The organism is Natronocella acetinitrilica (assembly GCF_024170285.1).
Classification (GTDB): Bacteria; Pseudomonadota; Gammaproteobacteria; order Nitrococcales; family Aquisalimonadaceae; genus Natronocella; species Natronocella acetinitrilica.
Genome location: NZ_JALJXV010000002.1, coordinates 526,419 through 550,495, shown reverse-complemented (window position 1 = coordinate 550,495; position 24,077 = coordinate 526,419). Strand labels below are relative to the sequence as shown.

19 protein-coding genes are annotated in these 24,077 nt (G+C 63.3%); 9 read left to right on the top strand and 10 right to left on the bottom strand.

Annotation, left to right across the window (positions count from 1 at the left end; genetic code table 11):
* Nucleotides 1-5: 5 nt before the first annotated feature.
* Complete coding sequence (locus J2T57_RS05770; protein WP_253475602.1) at nt 6-536, bottom strand: glycine cleavage system transcriptional repressor; 531 nt, start codon at nt 534-536, stop codon at nt 6-8.
* A 252-nt stretch (nt 537-788) separates the two neighbouring features.
* On the opposite strand from J2T57_RS05770, the gene dapA reads away from it, so the two are divergent.
* From dapA to msrQ, 5 genes are all read left to right on the top strand, one after another.
* Nucleotides 789-1,664: a 4-hydroxy-tetrahydrodipicolinate synthase gene (dapA, locus tag J2T57_RS05765; RefSeq protein ID WP_253475600.1), complete on the top strand. Its 876-nt coding sequence runs from the start codon at nt 789-791 to the stop codon at nt 1,662-1,664.
* A 4-nt stretch (nt 1,665-1,668) separates the two neighbouring features.
* Nucleotides 1,669-2,727, top strand: coding sequence for an NlpB/DapX family lipoprotein (gene bamC / locus J2T57_RS05760; RefSeq protein WP_253475597.1), 1,059 nt, complete (start codon nt 1,669-1,671; stop codon nt 2,725-2,727).
* Between the two features lie 82 nt (nt 2,728-2,809).
* A complete protein-coding gene (gene purL / locus J2T57_RS05755; protein ID WP_253475594.1) occupies nt 2,810-6,703 on the top strand; it encodes a phosphoribosylformylglycinamidine synthase in 3,894 nt (1,297 codons plus the stop codon).
* Between the two features lie 108 nt (nt 6,704-6,811).
* Entirely contained in the window at nt 6,812-7,789 is a 978-nt protein-coding gene (msrP, locus tag J2T57_RS05750; protein ID WP_253475591.1) for a protein-methionine-sulfoxide reductase catalytic subunit MsrP, read from the top strand.
* Nucleotides 7,790-7,824: 35 nt separating this feature from the next.
* The gene (msrQ, locus tag J2T57_RS05745; protein WP_253475588.1) at nt 7,825-8,409 is read left to right on the top strand and encodes a protein-methionine-sulfoxide reductase heme-binding subunit MsrQ; all 585 of its coding nucleotides are present in this window, start codon (nt 7,825-7,827) and stop codon (nt 8,407-8,409) included.
* A gap of 146 nt (nt 8,410-8,555) precedes the next feature.
* On the opposite strand, the gene J2T57_RS05740 is transcribed toward msrQ, so the two are convergent.
* From J2T57_RS05740 to J2T57_RS05730, 3 genes are all read right to left on the bottom strand, one after another.
* Nucleotides 8,556-9,428: an ATP-binding protein gene (locus J2T57_RS05740; protein WP_253475585.1), complete on the bottom strand. Its 873-nt coding sequence runs from the start codon at nt 9,426-9,428 to the stop codon at nt 8,556-8,558.
* 44 nt (nt 9,429-9,472) lie between these two features.
* The gene (locus J2T57_RS05735) at nt 9,473-10,018 is read right to left on the bottom strand and encodes a DUF2058 domain-containing protein (protein ID WP_253475582.1); all 546 of its coding nucleotides are present in this window, start codon (nt 10,016-10,018) and stop codon (nt 9,473-9,475) included.
* An 86-nt stretch (nt 10,019-10,104) separates the two neighbouring features.
* Entirely contained in the window at nt 10,105-11,844 is a 1,740-nt protein-coding gene (locus tag J2T57_RS05730) for a potassium/proton antiporter (protein WP_253475579.1), read from the bottom strand.
* A 174-nt stretch (nt 11,845-12,018) separates the two neighbouring features.
* On the opposite strand from J2T57_RS05730, the gene J2T57_RS05725 reads away from it, so the two are divergent.
* Entirely contained in the window at nt 12,019-13,476 is a 1,458-nt protein-coding gene (locus tag J2T57_RS05725) for an SLC13 family permease (protein ID WP_253475577.1), read from the top strand.
* 75 nt (nt 13,477-13,551) lie between these two features.
* Here J2T57_RS05725 and J2T57_RS05720 read toward each other — a convergent pair whose 3' ends face one another.
* Both J2T57_RS05720 and J2T57_RS05715 read right to left on the bottom strand, forming a co-directional pair.
* Complete coding sequence (locus J2T57_RS05720; protein WP_253475574.1) at nt 13,552-13,947, bottom strand: phasin family protein; 396 nt, start codon at nt 13,945-13,947, stop codon at nt 13,552-13,554.
* Between the two features lie 186 nt (nt 13,948-14,133).
* Nucleotides 14,134-15,246 (bottom strand): PrpF domain-containing protein, encoded by a 1,113-nt coding sequence (locus J2T57_RS05715; protein WP_253475570.1) that lies wholly within the window; start codon nt 15,244-15,246, stop codon nt 14,134-14,136.
* A 283-nt stretch (nt 15,247-15,529) separates the two neighbouring features.
* Here J2T57_RS05715 and J2T57_RS05710 point away from each other — a divergent pair, with 283 nt between their 5' ends.
* Complete coding sequence (locus J2T57_RS05710) at nt 15,530-16,897, top strand: KamA family radical SAM protein (RefSeq protein ID WP_253475566.1); 1,368 nt, start codon at nt 15,530-15,532, stop codon at nt 16,895-16,897.
* A 46-nt stretch (nt 16,898-16,943) separates the two neighbouring features.
* On the opposite strand, the gene J2T57_RS05705 is transcribed toward J2T57_RS05710, so the two are convergent.
* The 4 genes from J2T57_RS05705 to J2T57_RS05690 form a co-directional block, all read right to left on the bottom strand.
* Nucleotides 16,944-17,384, bottom strand: coding sequence for a DUF3429 domain-containing protein (locus J2T57_RS05705; RefSeq protein WP_253475563.1), 441 nt, complete (start codon nt 17,382-17,384; stop codon nt 16,944-16,946).
* A complete protein-coding gene (folX, locus tag J2T57_RS05700) occupies nt 17,384-17,791 on the bottom strand; it encodes a dihydroneopterin triphosphate 2'-epimerase (protein WP_253475560.1) in 408 nt (135 codons plus the stop codon). The genes J2T57_RS05705 and folX overlap by 1 nt, the downstream gene beginning before the upstream one ends.
* Nucleotides 17,792-17,836: 45 nt before the next feature.
* Nucleotides 17,837-18,388: a GTP cyclohydrolase I FolE gene (gene folE, locus J2T57_RS05695; protein ID WP_253475556.1), complete on the bottom strand. Its 552-nt coding sequence runs from the start codon at nt 18,386-18,388 to the stop codon at nt 17,837-17,839.
* Between the two features lie 84 nt (nt 18,389-18,472).
* Nucleotides 18,473-22,276, bottom strand: coding sequence for a DUF1631 family protein (locus J2T57_RS05690; RefSeq protein ID WP_253475553.1), 3,804 nt, complete (start codon nt 22,274-22,276; stop codon nt 18,473-18,475).
* 210 nt (nt 22,277-22,486) lie between these two features.
* Between J2T57_RS05690 and J2T57_RS05685 the strand changes: the two genes are divergently transcribed.
* Together J2T57_RS05685 and J2T57_RS05680 are read left to right on the top strand one after the other, a co-directional pair.
* Nucleotides 22,487-22,999 (top strand): winged helix DNA-binding protein, encoded by a 513-nt coding sequence (locus J2T57_RS05685; protein WP_253475549.1) that lies wholly within the window; start codon nt 22,487-22,489, stop codon nt 22,997-22,999.
* A 102-nt stretch (nt 23,000-23,101) separates the two neighbouring features.
* On the top strand, nt 23,102-24,076 hold the full coding sequence (locus J2T57_RS05680; RefSeq protein ID WP_253475546.1) for a TRAP transporter substrate-binding protein: 975 nt from the start codon (nt 23,102-23,104) through the stop codon (nt 24,074-24,076).
* Nucleotide 24,077: the final 1 nt, after the last annotated feature.

Sequence of the window (24,077 nt, the reverse complement as noted above, 5' to 3'; positions counted from 1 at the left end):
TCGGCTCAACCCTTCACGGGTTCGAAAATCGCGTCCAGGTTGCCCTGGTCGCAGAAATCGAGAAACTCCTCGCGAATCATCGCGACATGGAGCTTCGCGGGTATGTCCACGGTCAGGTGAACGGAATACATCGGTGTGCCGGTGTGCGCCGCGTTGTAGCGATTGGTGGCGAGGTCGCGGATGTTGATCTCCCGCTGAGAAAAAAAGTGTGCAATCTGGTGCACGATTCCCGGCTGATCCATGGTGACCACATCCACGGCGTAGGGCAGCAGGTCACCAGGCTGGCGGGTCGGTATGGTTCGCTTGAGATGCAGCTCCAGGCCCAGTTCCTTGGCGACGATGGGCAACTGGCCCTCGAGCTTTGCCAGTGCATTCCAGCGGCCGGAGACCAGCTGAATGATCGCAAACTCGCCGCCGAGCACGGTCATGCGGCTATCGAGGATACCGCAGCCGGCATCGGCGATGGACTTCGACAGTTGATCGATCAGTCCGGGCCGATCCTCGCCGAGGGCTGTGATGACAATTAGATTTTCCATGCTCGCTCGCTGCCTTCGGGAAGCGGGATTGGTCTGCGCGTTTGGACTAGTCGCAGAATGTCACAGGAGATACTGATTTACGGCGGGCCAACGCGGCCTCGCCAGGCCGCGGAGAGTTTACTAGGGACGCGGTGCAAGATGCACCTTTCCCGCCCCGGGAACCTGTTGAACCATTCCCCAATGGCGTTGCTTGTCTCGTTGCCGGGGCACCGATACTATGCTGGTCTGTTTTTATCTGGGGTTGGATAGCGCATGTTCCGCGGAAGCATGGTTGCGATGGTCACGCCGATGTTCGAGGACGGCGCCATCGACGAGGAAGGGCTGGCGCGGCTGGTCGAGTTCCACGTCGACAACGGCACTGATGCCATTGTCGCGGTGGGCACCACCGGGGAGTCGGCCACACTTGATTACGACGAGCACTGCCATGTGATGCGCAAGGTCGTCGAGATGGCCTGCGGCCGTATCCCGGTGATCGGCGGCACGGGGGCGAACTCCACCTGGGAGGCTATCAAGCTGACCCGGTGCGCCATGGAAGGGGGCTGCGATGCGGCCCTGCTGGTTGTGCCCTACTACAACAAGCCGACGCAGGAAGGTCTGTATCAGCACTACAAGGCCGTTGCCGATGCAGTGCCCATTCCACAGATTCTCTATAACGTCCCCGGGCGCACGGCCTGTGACATGTTGCCCGAGACGGTGGAACGGCTGGCGGACATCCCCAACATTGTCGCCATCAAGGAGACAGTCAGTGTCCAGCGGGCCAGGGAAATCATCGAGCGCTGCGGTGATCGACTGGACGTCTACAGCGGCGAAGATGGCGTCTCCAGAGAGATCCTGCTGGCTGGTGGCAAGGGCGTGATATCCGTTACCGCCAACGTCGCGCCGCAACAGATGCACGATATGTGTCAGGCTGCCATCAGCGGTGATCGTGAGACCGCCGAGGCCATCGACGCTCGTCTGGCGGCGCTCCATAAGGCGTTGTTTGTCGAGTCCAATCCCATTCCGGTGAAATGGGCTGTCAGCCAACTGGGCCTCATCGGCCCGTCCATCCGGTTGCCACTGACGCCGTTGTCGGAACAGCATCATGAAACCGTTCGGCAGGCGATGCTGCTGGCCGGCGTTCTGGAGTAAGTTTGTGCGTAAGTTGTCCCTCAAGCAGTCGTTGTTGGCCTTGTTGATCGCCCTGGTTCTGGCCGGCTGTTCGTCAGGCGGCCGTGACGCCGATGTTCGCACCAGCGATCCGCTGATCGTCCCGCCGGACCTCTCTTCGGAGCGAATCGGAGAGGTGCCGGCGCTGGGCCGCCAGCGGTCGGCAACGTTCTCCGAGTTTGCTCGGGGCGAGGGGCGCGATGGCGCCGCCGTGCTGCCCGAGCCCCCGGGCATGCAGGTGCAGCGCAGCGGCCAGACACGTTGGCTGCGCATTGACGCGCGGCCGGAAGAGGTCTGGGTCTGGCTCAACGACTTCGCCGAGGAATTCAACATTCCAGTTATTCGCAGTTCGGAAAGCCTGGGCGTGATCGAAAGCGACTGGATGCCGAGGCCGTTGGGCCTCAGTGGTGGCGTATTCATGCCCCTGGAACTGGAAGCGGATGCGCCGGTACTCGAGCAGTACACCTTCCGGCTGGATTCCGGCGATCGCGCCGACCGCACGCTGGTTTTCGTTGCCCATCGCCGGGCCATGTCGGACAACGGTGACTGGACGCCCCGGGACGGAGACCGCGGCCGTGAGGCCGAAGCCCTGCGGACATTCATGGTCCATCTGGGCATCAACGAGGTCATGGCGGCGCGGGACATCGCCGCGGCCCAGGAAGAGGACGCCTTCAGCCGGATCATGCGCGACAGCGATGATCGCCTGACCCTGGTCATCGCCGAATCCTTCCTGCAGGGTTGGCGTCGGGTTGGTCTGGCCATCGACCGTGCCGGCTTCACCGTCGAGGACAGAGACCGCTCAGAGCGGCTCTACCTGGTCCGCTATGATCCGTCGGCGGAGGCCGATCGATCCGGCCGAAGCTTCTTCTCCCGTCTGGCCTTCTGGCGCACCCGGGAGGCGCAGCTTGAACCCGGCAACTATGCGATTCGGCTGGGCTCTGATGGCGGAAGCACAACGGTCTGGATCACCGACGAGGACGGCGACGCGGTGGATGAGGGGCTATCCGAGCAGCTGCTGGTGCTGATTCAGGAGCAGTTGCGCTAAACGGCGTCGCAGGGTAGTGTCGCGCCTGCACCGGCGGCGGGCGGTCGCCGGGTATTCTTCCAGGCTATCCGGGTTGTCAGCCATGTTGCGCATAGACGGTACGACCGCGCTGTCGGCGTTTCGCCGTGGGAAACTGTTGGCGCGGCTTCAGGCCGTGTCTCCGCTGGTGAGGGATGTCTCTTCCCGCTATCTGTACTTCGTGCAGACAACGGCGGAGCTCGACGCGACCGCCTCCGCACTGCTGCGGCGCCTGCTGGGTGCAGCAACACCGGATACTGACACCCCTGCCGGCCTGACCCGGCTGGTGACGCCGCGCCCCGGTACTATCTCTCCCTGGTCCACCAAGGCCACCGATATCGCCCACAATTGTGGTCTCGCATCGGTGCGACGGATCGAGCGCGGTCTGCTCTATACGCTATCGGTATCAGAGCCGCTTGATGACGCAGTCCTGCGAAAACTGGATGCCGAACTCCATGACCGCATGACGGAAATGGTTCATGGGGATCCGACCACCGCTGAGCATCTTTTCAGCGCGACCGAGCCCGAGCCACTGGCCCATATCGACATCCTCGCCGCTGGCCGCGACGCGTTGGCGCGGGCCAACCTGGAGCAGGGGTTTGCTCTGGCCGGCGACGAGATCGACTATCTCGTGGAGCGATACACTGCTCTGGGTCGGAATCCCACCGACGTTGAACTGATGATGTTCGCCCAGGCGAATTCGGAGCATTGCCGCCACAAGATTTTCCGCGCCGACTGGATCATTGACGGTGAGCCGCAACCGCACTCCCTGTTCGACATGATCCGAAATACCTACCGGCATCGCTCCGCCGGCATTCTGTCGGCCTACTCCGATAACGCGGCCGTGGCAGCGGGGACCACGGCGCAACGATTCCTTGTCGATCCCTCGACCCGCAGCTACGGTGAATCCGCCGAGCCGGTGCACCTGGTCATGAAGGTGGAGACCCATAACCACCCGACGGCGATTTCGCCGTTTGCCGGTGCCGCCACCGGTGCCGGTGGTGAGATTCGCGACGAGGGTGCCACCGGGCGTGGCGCGCGCCCCCGGGCCGGGCTTTGTGGCTTCACCACCTCCAATCTGCGCATTCCCGGTTTTGAGCAGCCCTGGGAGACGCAGAGCCCGGGTCGCCCTGATCGTCTGGCTTCGCCCCTGCAGATCATGCTCGAGGGGCCCATCGGTGCTGCCTCCTACAACAATGAATTCGGCCGTCCGAACCTGTCGGGGTATTTCCGTACATTCGAGCAACAGGTGGATGGGCCCGGCCAGCCGGAATGGCGGGGTTACCACAAGCCCATCATGCTGGCCGGCGGCATGGGCCAGATCCGCGATCAGCATGTCGAAAAGGGCGAAGTGCGGCCCGCCGCCAGAATCATCGTTCTGGGTGGTCCAGCCATGTTGATCGGGCTGGGAGGCGGTGCGGCCTCGTCCATCAGCAGCGGCTCCGGTGATGAGCAACTCGATTTCGCCTCAGTCCAGCGCAGTAATCCCGAGATGCAGCGCCGCGCCCAGGAGGTGATCGACACCTGCTGGGCCATGGGCACCGACAACCCGATCTGTTCCATCCACGATGTGGGTGCCGGTGGGCTCTCAAACGCCGTGCCGGAGATACTCGAAGACAGTCATCGAGGGGGTGTGCTGGAACTGCGCGAGGTGCCCAGCGACGACCCCGGCATGTCGCCCATGCAGATCTGGAGCAACGAGTCCCAGGAGCGCTACGTGCTCGCCGTGGAGCCCGCGGACCTGGACCGCTTCATGGCCATCTGTCGCCGTGAGCGCTGCCCGGCGGCGGTGATCGGCGAGGCCACCGAGGCTCGCCATCTGCGCCTTGCCGACCGCGCGCTCGATACCCTGCCGGTGAACATTCCTATGGACCTGCTGTTCGGCAAGCCGCCGAAGATGCTTCGGGATGTCCGCCGCGTGTCTGTGCGGCACAAGGCCCTCGATACCACCGCGCTTGATCTGGCGGAGGCGGCGGAGCGCGTGCTGCGCATGCCGGCGGTCGCCGCCAAGCACTGGCTCATCACGATTGGCGACCGCACCGTCACGGGCCTGGTAGCGCGGGACCAGATGGTGGGGCCCTGGCAGGTGCCGGTGGCCGACGTGGCCGTCACCCTGGATGACTACACCGGCTATTCCGGCGCGGCCATGGCCCTGGGCGAGCGCCCCCAGGTGGCCTTGCTGGATGGCCCGGCGTCAGGCCGCCTGGCTGTTGCCGAGGCGGTGACCAATCTGGCGGCGGCACCGGTGGACGGCCTCGATCGCATTAATCTGTCTGCCAACTGGATGGCGCCCGCCGGCCATGCCGGAGAGGATGCCCGGCTCTACGACACGGTGCGTGCCGTGGGTATGGAGTTATGTCCGGACCTGGATATCACTATCCCGGTGGGCAAGGACTCCATGTCCATGAAGACCGTGTGGGACGACGACGGTGTGGAGCAGGCGGTGACCTCCCCTGTTTCGCTGGTCATCACGGCCTTTGCCACTGTTGACGACGTGCGCGGTACGGCAACGCCGGAGCTGCGGCTGGATCAGGGTGACACCTGCCTGCTGCTGATCGACCTGGGCCGCGGACGGCATCGCCTGGGCGGCTCAAGCCTGGCGCAGGCCTATGCCGCCCTGGGTGAAGAGCCAGCGGACCTTGATAATGCGGCTGATCTGCGTGGCCTCTTCGAGGGCGTGCAGGGGCTGCGCCGCGCCGGCCTGCTGCTGGCCTACCATGATCGCAGCGATGGTGGTCTGTTCGCGACCCTCTGTGAAATGGCGTTCGCGGCGCGTTGTGGACTGGATATCCAACTGGATGATCTCGTCGGCGAGACCGCGGCCATCCTCTTCAGCGAGGAACCGGGAGCCGTCTGTCAGGTGCCCGCCGATGCGTTGCAGCGCGCGCTGGAACTGTTTTCTGCCGCCGACCTGGACGGTGCGGTGCACCTGATCGGCCGCCCCGTGGCCGGTGACGACCTGCGATTCCGCCGGGGCGGGGTAGATTGCCTGCATGCAGGACGCGGCCAGCTGCAGAGTATCTGGCAGGAGACCACCTACCGGATGCAGGCGCTCCGGGACGATCCCGACTGCGCCCGGGAGGAATGGGAGGCCGTGACCGAAGCCAGCGATGCGGGGCTGCAGGCGCGCCTGCAGTTCGATCCGGCGGAAGACGTTGCCGCCCCGATGATTGCCTCCGGCGCCCGCCCCCGGGTCGCCATCTTGCGGGAGCAGGGCGTCAACGGGCACGTTGAAATGGCAGCAGCCTTTCACCGCGCCGGTTTCGAGGCCGTGGACGTCCACATGACGGACATCCTCTCCGGCGCCGAGACGCTGCAGTCCATGCAGGGCCTGGCCGCCTGCGGCGGGTTCTCCTACGGCGACGTGCTGGGTGCCGGTGGTGGCTGGGCCAGTTCCATTCTGTTCAACCCCCGTGCACGACAGGCTTTCGAGGCCTGGTTCCAGCGCGGTGACACCTTCACCCTGGGTGTCTGCAATGGTTGCCAGATGCTGTCCGGCCTGCGCGAGATCATTCCCGGAACCGGGTTGTGGCCGGATTTCCTGCGCAACCGCTCGGAGCAGTTCGAGGCCCGATTGGCCCTGGTGGAGGTAGTGCGCTCGCCGTCCGTGCTGCTGGCCGGCATGGCCGGCTCGTGCATGCCCATCGCCGTCGCCCATGGGGAGGGCAGGGCGGTATTCGGTGGCGATCAGGGGCCACGCAAGCTGGAATCCGCCCGCCAGGTGGCTGTGCGCTTTGTAACTGCCGAGGGGTTGCCCGCGGAGCGCTACCCCGCCAACCCCAACGGCTCCCCGGAGGGGATTACCGGTCTTTGCAACCGCGACGGCCGCGTTACCATCATGATGCCGCACCCCGAACGTGTGTTCCGCGCCGTGCAGCATAGCTGGTACCCGGCAGACTGGGGCGAGGACGGCCCCTGGCTGCGGATGTTCCGTAACGCCCGGGTCTGGGTGGGCTGACGGTCAGCTGCAGATCAGGCCATTCTGCGGACTTCCACAGCGGTACCGGAAACAAAGTCGGCTTCGTGCCGTCTAATGTGGCCAACGTACCCAAAGGGGGAGCCCCGCATGCTGATCCGACGCACCCGTAAGTCCGACGTCAGATCGTCCGAGATCACCTCGGAGTCGATCTATTACCGTCGTCGTGAATTCATCAAGGCGGCGGGCACCATCGCGGCGGGCAGCCTGGTGGCTCCGCAGATGCTCTGGTCACGGACCCTGGACGATCTTGATGCGCTGCGGCCTTTCCCGGACGTCGCGCCCAGTGAGTTCAGCACCAGCGCCGAGCCCAACAGCCTCGAAGACATCAGTAGCTATAACAACTTCTACGAGTACGGCATGGGCAAGGACGACCCCAAGCGGTTGGCTCCGGGCCTGTTGCGGGTGGAGCCCTGGTCCGTCGAGGTGGATGGCGAGTGCGAGAACCCCGGCACCTACACCTACGAGGATCTGGTGCGTCCGCACCAGCTTGAAGAGCGCATTTACCGCTTCCGCTGTGTCGAGGCCTGGTCCATGGTCATCCCCTGGGTGGGTATTCCCATGGCGGACGTGTTGAAGCGTTTCCAGCCCACCTCTCGCGCCAAGTACGTGGAACTGCGCACACTGCAGGACCCCGAGCAGATGCCGGCGCAACGTGGCTCCTCCTCCATTCCCTGGCCCTATGTCGAGGGCCTGCGTATCGACGAGGCCATGCATCCGCTGTCGATCTTTGCGGTGGGCATCTATGGTCGCGAGTTACCGGCCCAGAATGGCGCCCCCATCCGCCTGGTGGTGCCGTGGAAATACGGCTTCAAGTGCGGCAAGTCGCTGGTGAAGATCCGCTTCACGGAGGAGCAACCGAAAAATACCTGGCAGGTCATCGCTCCCAACGAATACGGCTTCTATGCCAACGTCAATCCGAACGTGTCGCACCCGCGCTGGAGCCAGGCTCGTGAGCGCCGGATCGGCCGGTTTTTCCGGCAGGACACGCTGATGTTCAACGGCTACGAAGAAGAGGTGGCTGACCTCTACGCGGGTATGGACCTCAGCACCCGGCAGAATTGGTAGGCGGCAACCCATTGCACGTCCACGGCCTCCATCCCTTGGTCAAACCGGCGTTACTGCTGCTTGGCCTGCTGCCCATGGCGTGGATGATCGTCGCCGTGTTCGCGGGCCAGGCCGGTGCCAACCCCGTGGAATACCTGACCCACGAGTCCGGGCAGTGGGGCCTGCGGCTGATGCTCGTAACCCTGGCCATGACGCCCCTGCGACGGATGACCGGCTGGACGTTTCCCATCAGGTTGCGGCGCATGATCGGCTTGCTGGCGTTCAGCTATGTGGTCCTGCACTTTCTGGTGTTCGCGCTGTTTGATCACATGCTGAACCCGGCCACCATCGCCGACGATGTCATCAACCGGCCTTACATTCTAATGGGGTTCCTGGCCCTGCTGCTTTTGATCCCGCTGGCCGTGACCTCGACCAATGCCTGGATGCGCCGGCTGGGGCGGCGCTGGAAGCAACTGCACAAGTTGGTGTATCTGATTGCAGTGCTGGGGGTGTTGCACTTCCTGTTGCTGGTGCGCGCCGATCCCTGGGAGCCGTTGATCTACGGTGCCATTCTGGCCGTGCTTCTGCTGTTGCGCCTACCGACCCCGGCGTTCCTCCGCAACCGCGCCACGGCGTCCTGATCCAGCGCCGCATTGGTGCGTTACGCGCTGCGCGCTAACACACCCTACAGCGGGCACGGCCTCACGTAGGGTGCGTTAGCCCAAAGGGCGTAACGCACCATGTCGGCGCTGGTCATGCCACTCCGACATCCATTCCCCGATCCGCATCAGCCCTCGCCCAACCCCGAGCGCCCCGCCCAGTCACGGGCGAATTGCCATGCTACGCGGCCGCTGCGTGAGCCTCTGGCCAGGGCATAACGCAGGGCCTCTGCGCGAATGGCCTCGGGATCGTCCAGCCGGGTGCCAAAGTGCTCGAGCCAGGTCCAGACGATATCCAGATAGCTGTCCTGGCTGAAAGGGTGGAACGACACCCACAGCCCGAATCGCTCCGACAGGGAGATCTTTTCCTCCACCGCCTCGCCATGATGGATCTCGCCGTCCACGTTTCGGCTCTCGGCGTTATCGGTCATGTACTCCGGGAGCAGGTGGCGGCGATTGGATGTTGCGTAGATCAGCAGGTTATCCGGCGCGGCGCTGACGGAGCCGTCGAGCATGGCCTTCAGGGCCTTGTAGCTGGGGTCGCCCGCTTCGAAGGACAGATCATCACAGAACACCAGGAACCGCTCCGGCCGGTCCCAGACCAGGTCGGCGATGTCCGCCAGATCCACCAGGTCGGACTTGTCCACCTCGATCAGGCGTAACCCATCCGCCGCGTAACGGTTCAGCAGGGCCTTGACCAGTGACGACTTGCCGGTGCCCCGTGAGCCCCAGAGCAGTGCGTTGTTGGCGGGCAACTCGGCGATGAACTGGCGGGTATTGCGCTCCAGCAACAGCTTCTGCCGGTCGACATTGCGCAGTTTGTCCAGGGACAGGGCGTGGGGGTGGCGCACCGGCTGCAGAGCGCCGCCCCGCGGCCCGCGGCGCCAGCGAAAGGCGATGCTGGCGTCCCAGTCAGGGGCGGCGGCCGCGCCGGGCACCAGCGCGTCGACACGCGCCAGCAATTGGTCCAGCCTGTCCAGCAGCTGCTGTTCGAAAGCCATGTGATGTTGGTCCGCTTGTGCGATGAGGTGGTGCCGCGCGGCGGCTACCAGTCCAGGTCATCGGGAATGGGAAAGTCCTTGTAGGCGTCGTCCAGTTCGTCCGGGCTCGGTTCCGCCAGTGCCACGAACAGGCTCGCGTCGCGCTCCAGCAATTTCGGCACCACGGTGGCGGGCACCAGATGAAAGCGCTTGCGATGTTCCACCACCGCAAGTCGCCCCTGGGCGAGTTGCTTGTGCTGTTCCACAGTGACTTCGACCTTGCGGATTACGGTGCCGTAGGTGAAGTTGTAGGGCCGGTCGCCATCGCGCATGGACAAGGCGTGCTGCTTGAGGATGTCCTCCACCTGCGCCGCTGCGGACCGCTGCTGCTTGTCGGCTTCGCGCTGACGGTTCAGCGCCCGATCCCGTTCGGCACGCTCCTTTCTGGCCTCTTCCGCCAGTCGCTTCGCCTCCGGGGTCTCCGGGGCGGCCTTCTTGCCTTTCTTGCGCGCCTGTTTCTTTTCCTTGCGCGCTTCCTGGGCAACCTTGTCGGCCTGCTTCTTGTCGACGACGCCGGCCTTGAGCAGTTGTTGTCGGAGAGTGTCGTTCATGGTGTCTGATGATGCTTCCCGGAGCGACGTTGCGGATCGGGCTCAGTGTAACGGCCCACCCCGTCTCCGAGAAGCTCAAGGAGACACTAATTGTCCTTGTTGTGCTGGCGCGCGAGTTTCATGCCCACCTGGGTGATGCGCTGCCCTTCCATGGCGCGGACCACGAACTCCATGTGATTGACCTTGACCCGGTCACCGACGACGGCCCGATTCTTGAAGAGCCGCTGCAGGTAGTCGCTCAGGCTCTCGTCCTCGTCACCGCGCTCGGGGATATCCAACTCGTAGGTATTGGCCAGCGCCGCCAGCGGGACATCGCCGTTCAATACGAATTCACCGAAGAAGCGGGTCTCTTCCAGCCGGGCCGGGCCGTGGTCGGCCACGAGCACGCGATCAAGTTCGGGCAAGCGTTCCGGTGGCGTCAGCAGGTACAGGTAGTCGCTGTCCTGCAGGATTTCCGTGCCCGGTTCGGCAACCGGGTTGCCATCGCGAATGATGGCCAGCAACCGCACCGAGTCCGGCAGCTGCAGGCGGTTCACCATCTTGTAGAGGGCGGGGCTGTCGGACTCCAGCGTATAGCCCACCAGTTCGTACTCCACCTGGCCGGGTAGGTCCAGTTCCATGCGATGTACCACGCGGGAGCGCGGCGGTACGTCGAGTTGCAGCAGGCGAGCCACCGGAGCGATGGTCCAGCCCTGGACCACCAGAGAGATCAGGACGACGAAGAACGCCACGTTGAAATACAGGAAGGCGTTGTCCACCCCGGCCATCAGCGGGAACAGCCCGAGCAGGATGGGCACCGCACCGCGCAGACCCACCCAGCTGATGAAGGCCTGGTCTCGCCAGGGGAATCGAAACGGCAACAGGCAGATCACAACGGCCAGCGGCCGAGCCACCAGAATCAGCATGGCGGCGATGAGCAGTGCCTGGGGTGCGATGGCGATGAGATTACTGGGTGTAATGAGCAGACCGAGCATGAGGAACATGACAATCTGCGAGAGCCAGGCCATGCCGTCGTGAAAGCGGCGGATATTCTGGGCGCTCTGCAGCCGCCGGTTACCGAGGATCACCCCGGCCAGGTACACGGCGAGAAAACCGCTGCCGTTCGCCACTGAGGTGGCGCCGAACAGGAGCAGGCCGCCGGCCAGTGCCAGCAGAGGATAGAGCCCCGGGGTGAGGCCGATGCGATTGATGAGCAGCGCCAGGGCCAACCCGCCACCGAGTCCAGCAAGGGCGCCGACGCCTATCTGTGTAACAAACTCCACCAGCAATCCGGCCCCGATGCTGGCGTGCTGACCCATGATGATCTCCACCAGGGCGATGGTCAGAAAAATCGCCATGGGGTCGTTGCTGCCGGATTCGATCTCCAGGGTGGCGCTGGTGCGTTGCTTCAGTTCCAGGCCGTGGGAGTGAAGCAGGGAAAACACCGCGGCGGCGTCAGTGGAGCCGATGATGGCGCCGATCAGCAAGCCGACCAGCAATGGCAGGCCAAAGGCCCAGGACACGAAAAATCCGGTGGCCAGCACGGTAATCACCACGCCCAGCGTGGCCAGTGTTACCGCCGGGCGCAGGCCAACCCGGAAGGTCTCCACGCGGGTGCGCAGACCGCCATCGAAGAGTATGACGGCCAGGGCCATGCTGCCGATGAGATGGGCCGACTGGAAGTCGTCGAAACGCACTCCCCCGGGGCCCTCCTCGCCCACCAGCATGCCGATGACGAGAAAGACCAGCAGCAGCGGAGCGCCAATGCGACTGGAGATCACGCTGGCGAGAATGCTCAGCAGGAACAACAGCCCGCCAATGAGGATTATCTGGTTCGTCAGCTCCAACTGCGAGCTCCAAGTCCTGGATTAAGACAACGTCCATTCCTGTGCATTATATCAAGCAGCTATTGAATTCGGTTTTTTTATTCCGATAGGTGCAGGAAACTCTCCGGCAAATCCCTGCATGGCCGCTAGGCTTGAAGGGTTGTTTTCGTCCAACGTCCCATCAGGAGGTCTTGCATGCAATTGTCCCGTCAGCGGCTCGGGCTGTATCTCGGTCCTGTCGTGCTTGTCATCGGTTGGCTTATCGGCCCTCTGTGGGGTCTGTCCGAGGCGCAGTGGGCAGTGGCCCTGGTCGCCGCACTCATGGCCACCTGGTGGATATCCGAAGCGTTGCCGCTAGCCGCTACTGCATTGGTACCAATCGTCCTGTTTCCAGCCTTCGACGTGATGGCCCCGGGCAACGTCACCCGGGCATTCGGCAATGATCTGATCTTTCTGTTCCTTGGCGGCTTTTTCATCGCCGTCACCATGCAGCGCTGGAATCTGCATCGGCGCATCGCCCTCCATACCATCCGTCTTGTCGGTCTGGATCCGCGCCGCATGATCCTCGGGTTCATGGTTGCGACTGCATTCCTTTCAATGTGGATCAGCAACACTGCGACGGCAATGATGATGCTGCCCATCGCGCTGGCTGTTCTCCAGCAAAGCCGCGAAGAGGCGGACAAGACGGGGGAGGCACTGGCTGCGGGTTTCGGCGTGACGCTGATGCTGGGTATTGCCTACGGTGCCTCCATCGGTGGTGTCGCGACCCTGATCGGCACACCGCCCAACGCCGTGTTGGCGGGCATGGCCAATGAACTCTACGGTATCGATATTGGTTTCGCCCAGTGGATGGCTTTCGGTCTGCCATTCTCGGTGATCATGCTGGGTATCGCCTGGGTGTATCTGGTTTTTGGCCGCCATGGCCGGGGCATGTCGAAACTGCCGGGTGGCCATGACCTGATCGCCAGGGAATTGCAGGAAATCGGCACCATCGGGCGTGCCGAGCAGCGGGTGCTGATCGTATTCGTCTGCGTTGCACTGGCATGGATCACGCGGGGATTCCTGCCTGAGGGAATGCTCAACCAGATCAATGATTCCAGTATCGGTATCGCAGGGGCCCTGGCCCTGTTTTTACTGCCTTCCGGCGAGAAATCAGGAGAGAGGCTGCTCGACTGGGAAACGGCGGTGAAGATTCCCTGGGATATCGTGCTGTTGTTTGGTGGCGGCTTTGCGCTGGCGGCAGGCTTTACTGAAACCGGCCTGTCCGAGGCCATGGCAAACGGTATGGAGGGGCTTGCCGGTGCGCCGGTCATTCTCATGATCGCCGCCTGTGTTGCGCTGGTTGTGTTCCTCACCGAGGTCACATCCAACACGGCCACGGCAACATTGTTTGTGCCCTTGATGGGTGCCCTGGCGGTGGCCACGGGGTTCCATCCCCTGTCCTTGATGGCAGCCGTGGCGGTGGCCGCTTCCTGCGCCTTCATGCTGCCGGTGGCCACCCCACCCAACGCCGTGGTGTTCGGGAGTCGGGCGATCACCGTGCCGCAAATGGCACGGGCGGGCTTCGCCCTGAACATCGTGACGATCCTGCTCACCACCGCCTTCATCTATTGGCTGCTGCCGGTGGTCATGGGGATCTCGTTGCAGCCCTGAACCGCGAACGCCTACAGCCAGGCGGCCCCGTCGGGGCCGCCTGGACAATGGCTTACGTTGCGGGGGTGCTGCGGCTCAGGCCGATTTCTTGGCCGTGCTCACGGCCTGGCGGGCCTGCTTCCTGGCCCCCTCGGCGTAGCTGCTCATGCTCTCCTGGGAGAGCTTCTGCAGTTCTTCAGAGAGGTCGCGCTGCAGCTTCGTCAGCTCGCTGATGTCAGTGGACATCTGCTCGGTGAAGCCCTTGAGCAACTCGCTCTGGCCGCTCATCAGTTGCTGGAAGTCCTCGGGGCTCTTGACATCCTGCAGGGAGCGGAGCTGGCCGATGGTCATCTCGGAATACTGCTTCATGCTGTCCATCTGGAAGTCCGCCAGCCTGGCAACGTGCTCAACCATGACTTCCTGCATCTTTCGGGCAGGAGCCATGAGCTGCTGCATCTGGTCGGTGGTCTTTGAGAAGAGTTCTGCGTACACGGTAACCTCCCGGCATTTTCTGGTCTGTGGGTGTGGTGCGTCGCAACACATCGTGGGCGGATGATCCCTGCAATTGCGCAGGGAGGGCTTGCCCGTCGCGTTGAGTGGGCCAGCTTAGCCTTGCTCATGGGAGAGTTTTTGACCGGGGTCAAGTACCTGGGCTATCGGCGCTGCGGTCAGGGGATCTCACGGGAAAACGTGACCGGACATGAGTCGCCGTGCGGTTCGGGTGATACGTGTGCGATCGGCGATCCAGATACCGTCATCGAGGCGAACATGCGCCTCCAGGGGCATGACGCCACCAGCGTGGCCCAGGCTGATCCTGTTCATTGGTTGGCCGATCAGTTCTTCCACCACCGTGCCGGGAATTGCCGCGGCGACGGCCAGGGCGATTGCGCAATCGGCCGGAAAATCGGGCTGCAGCCGTGCGGCCAGGATGCAGCGCCCCAATAGATGCATGCTCTCCGGCGGATGTGTGTTGCCTTCTTCATCGATGACGTCAGCAGCCGGGCCCACCACGACGATCGCCGGATGGGCCGTGCGGTCCGAAGAGGGTGCCCCTGCCAACCCCATGTGTGCGGCACCGGCCCGCACCACCTGATCCAGCAGTTGTAACGTGGTGTGATGCCAGCCCTCTGGGGGTTCATCACCGTTGAGACCGAAATCCGAGGCCTTGACGAAGATGGTCGGCCGCCCGAGGACCACCAGGCTTGCCCGGACTCGCGATCCATCATCCAGATGCAGCAAGTCAGACGGCTGGTCGGTGGCAAGGCAAGGCGGAGCCGTGGGGCCGGCCAGCAGATCGACGTCGATGGCGGGCCCCGAGCGCGGGACGCCAGCAATCCGGATTGTACCCTCGCCGCCAGCCGGCATCGCCTCAACCCCGGGGACGTGGACGAGCAGACGCTGCTGCAGGTTCTCCTGCCAGATGGCCACCGTAGTCTTGTCATGGGCGGCGCTGGCCAGGCCGGCCTGCAGTGCATAGAGGCCGGCAGCCGCGGCCAGGTCGAGGCAGCATCCCGAGTAGTCGATATGGTCTGCCTGTGGCAAGACCTGTCCGAAGCGGTAGCAGATGTCGCAGTCGGGTCTGAGACTCTCACTGATCAGAGCAACACGGCTGCTTTCCGGTCTGCCGCCACCGACTCCGTCAAGCTGGTGTCCGGTCGCATCGGGGCTGCCCATCATGCGCAGGATGAGGGCATCTCTCGCCTGCGGATCAACGGGCAGGTCGTTGACACGAATGAACAGGCCCTTGCTGCCTCCGCCGCGCATCAATACGGCGGGTACTCTGTCAGTCATGTGCGGCTCTCCCTCAATCGCGGATTAGCCAGCCTCGGGCCGGATGGGTATACTCTGCCACGGATTTGGCAATACGCATGCACGGGCCTGCCACTGCGCGGGTACAGTCTGCACGATTCGGCAACGCCATGCCGAAGGGGCTTTCGGGCTCCGTCTTGATGTGCCCCAGGAATGTTCCCTGTCGCGGACATCAGTAAACCGAGTATCTACCCGTGACCGTCCCGTTGCTTATCGCGGGTGGTTAGCTTCGCATGGCAATCAATGAGCAAAGAGGAGGCGGAACGTGAGCAGAACTCTGCCGCTGCAAGCATCAGCCGTTGAGACTTCCACCGGTCCCCGCCGGTTTCATGTCTACACGCTGCGCAACATGCACGAGATTCCGGGGCTGGAGCGTATGTCGGCGGAGGAACGCTTCGCCATGCAGGTCGTCGCCAACGTCTTGCCGTTCCGGGTCAATGAGTACGTGATCAACGAGTTGATCGACTGGGAGCAGGTGCCCGACGACCCCATCTACCAACTCACCATTCCGCAGCGTGACATGCTCGCGCCGGAGAGTTTCAACCGGATGGCTGACGTGCTGCGCGGTGATGCCGATCGGGCCGAGGTGCAGCGTGTCGCCCGCGAGATTCGCGGTGAGCTCAACCCGCATCCGGCGGGTCAGATGGATCTGAACGTGCCCGAGTTCGAAGGCGAGAAGGTCGAGGGCATGCAGCACAAGTATCGCGAGACGGTGCTGTTCTTCCCGAGCCAGGGGCAGGTCTGTCACTCGTATTGCACCTTCTGCTTTCGATGGGCGCAATTCGTGGGTGACAAGGAGTTGCGCTTTGCATCCAACGAGGCGGATACCCTTATCGAGTACCTGCGCACCCACCATGAGGTGAGCGATCTGCTCATGACCGGCGGCGATCCGATGGTCATGAAGACGCGCAATCTGGCCCAGTATCTCGAGCCGCTACTGGCGGCGGACCTTGACCATGTGCAGACGGTTCGCATCGGCACCAAGGCGCTGACCTTCTGGCCCTATCGCTTCGTCAGCGACAAGGATGCTGATGATCTGCTCCGACTGCTGGAGAAACTGGTCCGGGCCGGGAAGCACGTGGCGCTGATGGCCCACTACAACCACCCCAATGAACTGGCCACCCCCATCGCGGAGGAGGCGATCCGCCGGGTGCGCGCAACCGGCGCGGAAATCCGCGCCCAGGGCCCACTGCTCAATCATATCAATAACGATGCCGGCGCCTGGGCGACGCTATGGCGACGTCAGGTGCAACTCGGCATTATTCCGTACTACATGTTCGTGGAGCGTGATACCGGTGCACGGCGCTATTTCGAAGTGCCGCTGGCCCGGGCCTGGGACGTCTACCGAAGCGCCATGCAACAGGTGTCCGGGCTCGGTCGCACTGCCCGGGGCCCCTCCATGAGCGCTGATCCGGGCAAGGTGGAGATCCAGGGGGTCACCGAGATCCATGGCGAGAAGGTCTTCGTGCTGCGTTTCATCCAGGGTCGCAATCCGGACTGGGTGCAGCGGCCGTTTTTCGCCCAGTACGATCCGCAGGCCACCTGGCTGAACCAACTCAAGCCCGCCTTCGGCGAAAAGGAGTTTTTCTTCGAGGAAGAGTACCGCCGGATGCTGGCAGCCAAACAGGCCTAGTTGCTGGTCGGGGAGCGGGTGCCGGGCACGCCGCCGGTGCCCGCTTTCACTCCAGCATTGCGAGCAGGAAGAGGCTGGCGGAGACCACAATCGTCAAGGCCAGTCGCAGCGTCCGGAACCAGCCCGGGAGGCTCAGTCGAAGGTCCATCAGGAACTGGCCGATGAAGCCCAGGGCCAGCACAACCAGGCCGATGCGCATGGGCAGCAGGACGGCGCCCCAGCCCACCAGCGACGGAATCACGCCGATAATGTAGGCGCGGCTGTCAGCCCGGGCCGTGGTGAGTGCGAGGCCCCAGTGGATGCCGCCTAGAAACGACAGGATGACGGCGCCGTAAAGGAATGCGGCCTGCCCGGTCCATTGTGCAATGAGGCTGTCCGCCAACAGCAGACCGGCCAGAACGGCGGCGATGAATGGCAGTGCACCGGCCGCGCCTAACCAGACGGCGGTGGTACGCGTGGCTGACGGGGTCGAGGGCAGGGCGGTCATCAGCTGTCTCCTCGGCGCCCTCGCATGGTCAGCGACACGGAGTCGGAGAAGCGCAGGGCATGAGGTTTGTCCACCTCCACTTCCACCACGTTCGCAGCCTTGTGGGCCAGGGCGAGAGCAAGGATGTCGTGGACCAGTTTTTCCAGCAGCAGGAAGCGGTTGTTCTCAACCAGTTCAATCACCTGCTTGGTGATGGTCTTGTAGTTGAGGGCATCGTCCGGATGATCCGACTGCGCCGCCTTCAGCGCGTCATAGTCGATGATGATGTTGATCACCACGTCCTGACGCTTCTCCTGCTCTTCCTTGTTGAAACCCACGTACGTTCGCAGGCGCAGATCCTTGATGTGAATGCGGGACGCATCCACCTGGGCACTGCTGTTGATCAACACTGACTGTGCCGGATCCATCGTCGCTCCCACGAGGCCATCGGGCTGCTGCGCCCGCGGCGCCCGTTACCGTATCAGTTGCAGGAACTCGTTGCGGGTGTTCTGGGAGTCCCGGAACGCACCCAGCATCACGGAGGTGCTCATCTCGGAGTTCTGCTTGCCGACGCCACGCATCATCATGCACATGTGACGCGCATTCATCTGCACGGCAACCCCGTTGGCTTCGGTGACCCTTAGCACCGCCTCGGCCACTTCCCGGGTGAGGTTTTCCTGTATCTGCAGCCGGCGGGCGTACATGTCAACGATGCGGGCGATCTTCGACAGCCCGATGACCTTGCCGTTGGGAATGTAGGCGACGTTGGCCTGACCAATGAACGGCAGCAGATGGTGCTCGCACAGCGAGTAGAATTCGATGCCCTTGACGATGACCATTTCGTCACTGTCGGAGCTGAACACGGCGCCGTTGACGAGTTCGTCGAGATCCTGCCCGTAGCCCCGGGTGAGGTACTCGAAGGCCTGCGCGGCGCGGGCGGGCGTCTTGACCAGACCCTCGCGCCTGACGTCTTCGCCGACCCCGGTGATGATATGTTCGAAGCATTGGGCCATGTCGATGCTCATGGCAGATCCTCGCCGTGAGTGAGTGTGAACAGGTATTGTACAACACCTATACACTCCACGCTGCAAATTTATGACACGTCTTGCTCAGGTGGCATACATGGCATTGGGTTCGAGGTCTTCCAGCAGGATGGGCCGTTCGATGCCGAAGCCCTGAGCGTAATCGAGCCCGATCGACTGCAAGCGACGGCGGATGCTGTCGGATTCGACGAACTCCGCGACGGTGACCTTGCCAAGGTGATGGCAGAGTTCGTGGATGGAGCGAACCATGGCATCGTCGGAGCCGGGGCTGTCCAGGTCGCGGATGAACTCGCCGTCGATCTTGAGGAAGTCTGCGGGCAGATTCTTCAGGTAGGAGTAGGACGACAGGCCGCTGCCGAAATCGTCCAGGGCAAAACGACACCCCAGCTGCTTGAGTTCGCGGATCAGGTCGGCCGCGACTGCAAGGTTGGCCATGGCCGCGGTTTCCGTGACCTCGAAGCAGATCTTGGCGGAATCCACACGACCGGAATCGAACTGACTTTTCAGGTAATCCAGGAAGCCCACGTCGTTGAGGGTCTGCCCCGACAGGTTGATGGACAGGGCCCCGAGGCCACGCACCGAGTCCGGGTTGGCCTGATACCAGTCGAAGACTTCACGGATCACCCAGCGGTCCAGGGCCGGCATCCGGCCAAAGCGCTCCGCGGCCGGAATGAACTGATCCGGCCGCAGGTTCTCCTTGTCGCCATCTGCCAGGCTGATCAGCACTTCGAACATGGGCAGGAGTTGCGCGTCCTGCAGCGGCATTATCCGCTGACAGCGCAGTTGCAGGCCACCGGATTCCAGTGCCAGATCAACCCGGGTCGCCTGGTTCATGCTCAATTGCAGGTCCGCCAGGTCGGCGTCATCGGGCCGCACGATATGGTAGCGATTGCCGCCGCTCTCCTTGGCTCGGAAGACAGCGTTGTCGGCATCCCGGAGCAGCGCCTCCTCGTCGTGACTCTTGCGGTCGAAGGGCACCAGGCCGGCGCTCGCCGTCAGCCGGATAGGCTGGCGTTCGGTGCCGAAGCGCCGTTCGCGCAGCCGGGCCAGCTGACGTTCCACATAGGTGCGGGCGTCGTCCGCCTTGGTGCGCACCATCAGTACCGCGAATTCGTCGCCCCCCATGCGGGCGATCAGCAGGCGCTTGCCGGCTTCGTCCTGTAGCAGCTCTGCAACCTGGCGCAGGGTCTCATCGCCACCTTCATGTCCCACCGTGTTGTTCACCACCTTGAAGTCGTCCATGGCGAACTGGCAGAAAACATGCTGCATGCCCGTGGCCTTGGGGTGTTCCAGCAGGTAGCGGATGCGCCGCTGCATGGCCTTGCGGTTAAGCAGGCCGGTGAGCGGATCATGGGTGGCCTGATGGGAGAGCTGCCGGTTCAGCTTCAGCAGCATGTCCTGCCAGCGGCGCATCGTGGCCGGGGTGTTCAGGTCCTCGCCGGGGTCGTCCAGTTCGCCCAGCGCCAGGGCAAGTTCCGGCAGTTTGAGTTCCGCGGCACGTTGTCCCGCGCGATTGACGAACACGAAGCGGTCCCGGCCGCGACTGACCCATGCCAGGCGTAGCGTGGTGGGTGTGCCCTCGCTATCCGGTAGTTGCACCCAGTCACCGGGATTGAGCAACTTGGCGCGGCCGAGCCACTCCTCGGGCAACTCCTCGGCGCTGGTGGGCTCCGCCGCCTGTCCCACTTCCACCGCCTCGAAGCGACCGCTGGGCGGGTAGGGGCCGTCCAGGGGTTCGGCAAGCCATCGCTCGAGTTCACCCACTAGTGCGCCGATCTCTGCCGGTGGACGGTTGGTCTGCGCCAAGGCCTGATGAATGTAGGCGAACAGCTTTTGCGGCTCCTTGACCCGTCGCCTTGGCACATCTTCTGATCCCAGGCCAGCCAGCAGGATGTCCACGGCCTTGAGGCCGCGCTGCCATTGGGCGCTGTCCTGCCCGTGACGCAGTTCGACCAGGACCAGATGATTGCGCCAGCCCTCCTCGATCAATCGCAGCAGGGGGGAAGGAATCTCGCCCTCGCCTAGCCGGGCCAGCAGGGCCTCCTCCACGCACTCCCGGGCCAGGGACAGACGTTGCGAGCCTTCGCAAGCCTGCCGGACGCGTTCCATACCGGCGTCAACGATCTTGCGAGAACGCTCAATGCCGGAGTCCAGGGCTTCGGCCGCCTCGGCGAGTTGTTCGGCTGCGCCGCCCGCCGCGACGGCCTGTTCCAGGGCCGGAGTCAGACGAGCGCGCAAGGATTCACGGTCTGCCGGGCGGGCTGCGGCCATGGCATTGGCTGCCCGATCCAGGGCGTCGATCAGTTGGTGGATGGGGCGATCACGTTGCTGCAGAAAGCTGCCGTCGCGCATCTCTTCGGCCAGCGCCAGCGGCACCAGGCGGTGACTCCATTCGCGGAAAAAACCACCATCTTCGACATCCGGTCGCAATTCGGAAAACCATGACTCCAGAAGATCGACGCTTTCGACCTGTTCCGGTGCCAGCCCCACACCCTCGCCGGGCTGCAAGGTCTGAATCTGGTTCTGCAATTGCTCGCGCAAGGGGGGCGCTTGTGTTCCCGCCTCCGCTGGGGGCATCGGCAGGGAGGCGGCCGCCTGGCTGGCCAACTGTGGTGTCGCGGGGTGCGCTGGAGGGGCTTCGGCCGCAGCTTCTCCGCCGGCCTCCTGGCGACTGGCTCTAAATAGATCGCGAACCGTGCGATAGAGGCTACCGAAACCCGATCCCGGCAGCGGTGCCTGGGCAACACCCGGGTCGTCCGTGCTTGCGCCCGATTCCCGCTCCACGGCTCCCTGATCGAGTTCACTGGGTCGGGAGCGGTGTGCATCCCGAACCTTGCTGATGTAAAGCCGCTCGTCTTCCAGGTCCGGGAGCACGCCGGCCTCGCGTAACCGTTCGTTGATGCCGTCGTAAAGGACGCCTAGCTGGTTCAGCAGAGCCTTGCCGAAACTCTGATAGATCACCCCCTTGCTGGCGCGATCCGGTCGGAAAATGGCGAGTTGGTCTGCCAGGTGATGACACAGCGCCACGGGGGAGATGGGGTTGCTGTATTCGTCGATGGGCGTGTCGGCGATCACCGCCAGGCGCCGGTGCAGGTAGCGCAGGCTGCGGATGGCCCGGGTCTCGGCCCGGGAAATCACTTCGGAGCGCTGCAGCCAGTCCTCGAAGTCGCCTTCATCCACCAGGGACAGCTGATCGGCGGTGGCAGCGACGTCCTGTTCCGGATTGATGGCGAAGCGGCCGATATCCAGCCAGTTGGCGACGGCCAGTTCGCGAATATCGTGGGTGAACTGATGGCGGTGCTTCTTGAGCATGCGAATGCCGCCGAAGTGGGCGGCTTGAACCGGGTTGCTTGCGGCGGTCTCCGCTGCCTGGAACAGTGCGCCTTCCGCCTGCGATGTGAAGGCCTGCAGCCGGCCGTCGAGGAAGCTGCCGATGAGGTCAACGCACTGGCGCAGGGCGTCGCGCCCACGGCGCTGCTGCTCGCGCCCGATGGGCTTGCGCTTGTCGGCGGCGAAGGCGGCCGATTGCGCAGAGCGGGCGCTAGCCGCGATGGTGTCGAGGGCGCCGGTCAATTCGGGCTGCAGGGCGGCAAAGGCGATGCCGAAGCCCTGTTCGGATACCCGGACCACAGTTGCCTCCACCTGTCGGCGGCGTCCGCTGACCGGGTCGGCCAGACCGACCCGAATACGGGTCGTCCCCACCCCCTGCTGACGCAACTGGTTGTCGGCTGTGCGTGTCGCCGGTACCAGAAACAGGCCACCGTCACAGAAGTCCGTGATCTCGAATGCCAGCGGCCCGAAACCGGGACCGCTGAGGTCCGCATCCCAGGTCACGGCTTTTCGTTGATATTGTCTGCGTTCCCTGTTCATGCCCCACCTGCGCAAGCTTGCCGAGCCGCCTCCCCAGCTGGCACGCAGGCCTCAGTATACGGGATGACCGGCGTGACGGGTAATCATCGGATTACGTGTATCAACATCGCGGAGAGCGGGGTCTGTGTTTGGTGAATTGTTGGTATACTATTGATGAAAAGCCCGTCAATTCGCGCCATTTTGAAAGGCGTCTGATTCATTGGAGTAGCAATGGCCAAACGCAACGCAATCGTGTCGTCCGAGCATCTGGTGTCGCGCAAGGCGGCGGAACTGAGCCAGTTGGAGTATGCACTGATCAACGCCGGGCATGCCTTTGAGCGCTGGATGGTGCACTGCATGACCGCCACCGGTATCCCCGACCTTTCACCGCTTGATGTGCTCGTCCTGCACAACACCAACCACCGCAGCCGGGAGAAGACTCTTGCCGGTATCTGTCTTGTGCTCAACGTGGAAGACACCCACCTCGTCAACTACTCGTTAAAGAAACTGCGTCGTCTTAATCTCATCGAGGCGCGACGCCGCGGCAAGGAGATGGGGTATACCACCACGGACGAAGGCCGCCTGGCCTGCCAGCGTTATCGGGAAATCCGTGAGGCCTGCCTGATCGATGCCCTGGCGATGTTCGGTGGCCCGGATCCCGAGGAAATGGCCGCCATGGCAACGCGCCTGCGGGCTCTGTCCGGCATTTACGATCAGGCGGCGCGTGCGGCCAGCTCGCTGTAAACCAGCATGGGGTTCGTTCCCGAGAAGTCGTTGACAATTTATTAACGTTACGTTAATCCTTTGTTATCCGGCATTGACGCCGGAAGCCGAGGAGGAACGATCATGAAACGACTTACGACTCTGCTGTCCGCTGTTGCGCTAGGCCTCGGAAGTGCCGCTGCCACTGCGGAAACCCGCTGGGATATGGCAACTCCCTACGGTGATTCCACCTTCCACACCAAGAACGTCCGCGAGTTTGTTCAGGAAATCCACGACGCGACCAACGGCGAGTTGCGCATAGAGGTGCACAGCGCCGGTTCGCTGGTCAGTCATCCCAATATCAAGCGGGCCGTTCGCAACCGTCAGGTTCAGGCGGGTGAGTTATTCATTTCCATACTGGGCAACGAAAGCCCGATCTTCGCCATCGACTCGGTGCCCTTCCTGGCCACGAGTTACGAAGAAGCCGAGGCGCTCTGGCATGCCTCCCGCCCCAAGATCGAGCAGTTGCTGGAGCGTGACCGTATCAAGCTGCTGTATTCGGTGGCCTGGCCAGCGCAGGGGTTCTATACCAACCGTGAGCTGAATACGGTGGAAGACTTCGAAGGTCTCCGCTTCCGCGCCTACAACTCCACGACGTCCCGCATGGCCGAGTTGCTTGGCATGCAGGGTACCCAGGTGGAAGTACCGGAAATTCCCCAGGCGTTCTCCACGGGGATCATCAACGCCATGATCACCTCGCCCACCACGGGTGTGGATTCCACTGCCTGGGATTTCGTCGATTACTTCTACGACGTCCAGGCCTGGATTCCCAAGAACATGGTGGTGGTCAACCAGCAGGTCTGGGATCAGCTTGACGAGGCCACCCAGGAGACGATCCTCGAGGCCGCTGCACGGGCTGAAGAGCGGGGCTGGGAAATGAGCCGCAACGAGGCCGAAGCGCAGAAAGCGATCCTTGACGAAAACGGACTCCGTGTCATGGAGCCCAGCGCCGAACTGATGGAAGGGCTCAACGCCATCGGTGAGCAGATGATCGAGGAATGGCTGAAGGAAGCCGGTGCCGACGGAGAGGCCATTATCGAGGCCTTCCACGGCAACTAAG